The 2,092-nt window shown below is 71.1% G+C and carries 2 protein-coding genes; one reads left to right on the top strand and one right to left on the bottom strand.

From position 1 onward, the window contains the following. Positions 1–49: 49 nt before the first annotated feature. Positions 50–1,351, bottom strand: a complete 1,302-nt coding sequence (locus ACFU6K_RS37675) for an MFS transporter (protein ID WP_380670964.1) — start codon at positions 1,349–1,351, stop codon at positions 50–52. 144 nt (positions 1,352–1,495) lie between these two features. Between ACFU6K_RS37675 and ACFU6K_RS37670 the strand changes: the two genes are divergently transcribed. Further along, positions 1,496–2,077, top strand: a complete 582-nt coding sequence (locus ACFU6K_RS37670) for a MarR family winged helix-turn-helix transcriptional regulator (RefSeq protein ID WP_380670962.1) — start codon at positions 1,496–1,498, stop codon at positions 2,075–2,077. The last annotated feature ends 15 nt before the right edge of the window (positions 2,078–2,092 follow it).

Below are 2,092 nucleotides of genomic sequence, written 5' to 3'. Positions count from 1 at the left end.
CAGGTGACCTGGTCGGAGCCCGTGACGAACGCCCATTCGGGGCGTTCCGCTACGCGGCGGTCTGCAGTTCCCGGACCGGGACGGCGTGGACCACGGCCGGGGCGGCGTTGTCCTGCTCCGGCGTGAGGTGCGGGCGCAGCCGCAGCGCCAGGGCGACGATCAGCACCGTGGAGCCCGCCATGGCCGCCAGGTAGAGCGGCCAGGCGCCGGAGCCGACCAGCAGCACGCCGACGGCGGGGCCGACCGCGATCGCGATCTGCTTCACCAGGGAGTACCCGGCGTTGTAGGTGCCGAGCAGCCGGGCCGGGGCGAGGTCGGCGACGATCGGGCCCATGGTCGGCGCGAGCAGCGACTCGCCGACGCCGAAGAGGGCGTAGATCGAGACGATGGCGACCGTGGCGGCCATGGTCTCCGTCCGGATCAGACCGGCCACCAGGGCCATCGCCCAGGCGCCGAGCCAGACCACGCCGGCTGCGGCCATCGCGGTGGTGCGGCGGCGGCGCGCGGTGATCCGCACCATGAACATCTGCAGCACCACGATGGTCAGCGCGTTGGCGCCGATCGCGAAGCCCAGGGTGGAGGGCGCGGTGCCGACCGTGGAGGTCGCGAAGGCCGCGACGCCGGACTCGAACTGGCCGTAGCAGGTGAAGAAGATCAGCCCGGCGAGCAGGCAGAGCCGCACCATCGCCTTGTCCGCGAGCAGGGCGCGCAGGCCGGTCGGGCCGTCGGCCTTCCCGTGGACGGCGGTCAGCTGGACCTTGGGCATCCGGGCGGTGCCGGTGACCAGGGCGAGGCCGAGGAACGTCGCCGCCTCGATGGTGAACAGCCGGGTGAGGCTGGCCGGGTCGGACACGTTCACGATCTGCCCGCCGACCAGCGCACCGATGCCCATGCCCAGGTTGACCAGGGTGAACTGGAGCGCGAAGGCACGCGAGCGGGTGGCCGCCGTGGAGCAGCGGACGATCATCGTGGCGAGCGCCGGCTGGCAGGTGGTGACACCCGCGCCGAACAGGAAGGCGGAGACCAGCAGGGCCGGGGTGCCGGTGGCGTGACCGAAGGCGAACGCGCCGGTGGCGGCGAGCGCCGTACCGGCCAGCAGCACCGGGCGGGGGCCGTACCTGTCGATGCCGCGGCCGATGAACGGGAGGACGGCGAGGGCCGCCAGCGCGAAGAGGGTGAACACCATCCAGGCGACCATCGACCCCAGCCCGCGCACCTGGTCCACGTACACGAACATGTACGGCATCGTGAACCCGCTGCCGAACGCACTGAGTGCGTTGCCGATCTGGACGCGGCGCAGCGGGCCGCCCGCTCCCCGCCGCTGCCTCTGCTGCTTCACCGTGCCGGTCACCGTGCACATCCCTTCCTGGTTTCGACTGGATACTCTTAAGTCCAGAAGATTTCAGAGCTAAAGTTTGACGAGATAAAGTCTTAGCACCAGAAGAGTGCGGAGTCAAAGGCTTAAGGGGTGCACGCTCGTGCGACACTGGTCCGCATGACTACGGACAAGCCGCGGCCGGCTGACGGCAAGCCCGCCCCGGCCACCCCCCTGGAGTTCGGCATCGCCGAGCAAGTAGCCCTCTACCAGCGGGAGTTCCCCACCGTCGACCCCCAGGTGGAGACCATCGTGCAGACCCTCAACCGGGTCTCCCGTCGGATGGGCGTGGCGTACGACCGCCAGCTGACTGTGCTCGGAATCACCTCCGCCGAGTGGGAGGTGCTCAAGGCCCTGGTGGTCGCCGGCAGCCCGTACCAGCTGGGGCCGGGCGAGCTGGCCAAGCGGCTCGGGCTCACCCCGGCCGCGATGACGCACCGGATCGACCGGATGGTGGCCGACGGCCTGGTCACCCGGGAGCGGGACGAGAACAACCGGGTGCGGGTGATCATCGAGCTGACCGAGACCGGCCGGGACAAGTGGCTGGAGTCGATGCGGATGGCCGCGGTGTTCGAGGAGGAGCTGCTCCAGGACGTCGCGGGCGAGGACCGCGCCGCGCTCTCCGCGATGCTGGGCCGGATGCTGCGGCGGATCGAGGAGAGCCAGCCGGACGCCCTCGGACGCACCGCCGACCTGGCGTAGGGCGCGCCCGGGGCC

It is taken from the genome of Kitasatospora sp. NPDC057512 (assembly GCF_042802135.1).
Taxonomy (GTDB): Bacteria; Actinomycetota; Actinomycetes; order Streptomycetales; family Streptomycetaceae; genus Kitasatospora.
This window is presented reverse-complemented; position numbering and strand designations above follow the sequence as displayed.

What these genes read in the sequence shown, in the direction of transcription:
- ACFU6K_RS37670 (WP_380670962.1), top strand. Translation starts at nt 1,496, where the DNA reads ATGACTACGGACAAGCCGCGGCCGGCTGACGGCAAGCCCGCCCCGGCC.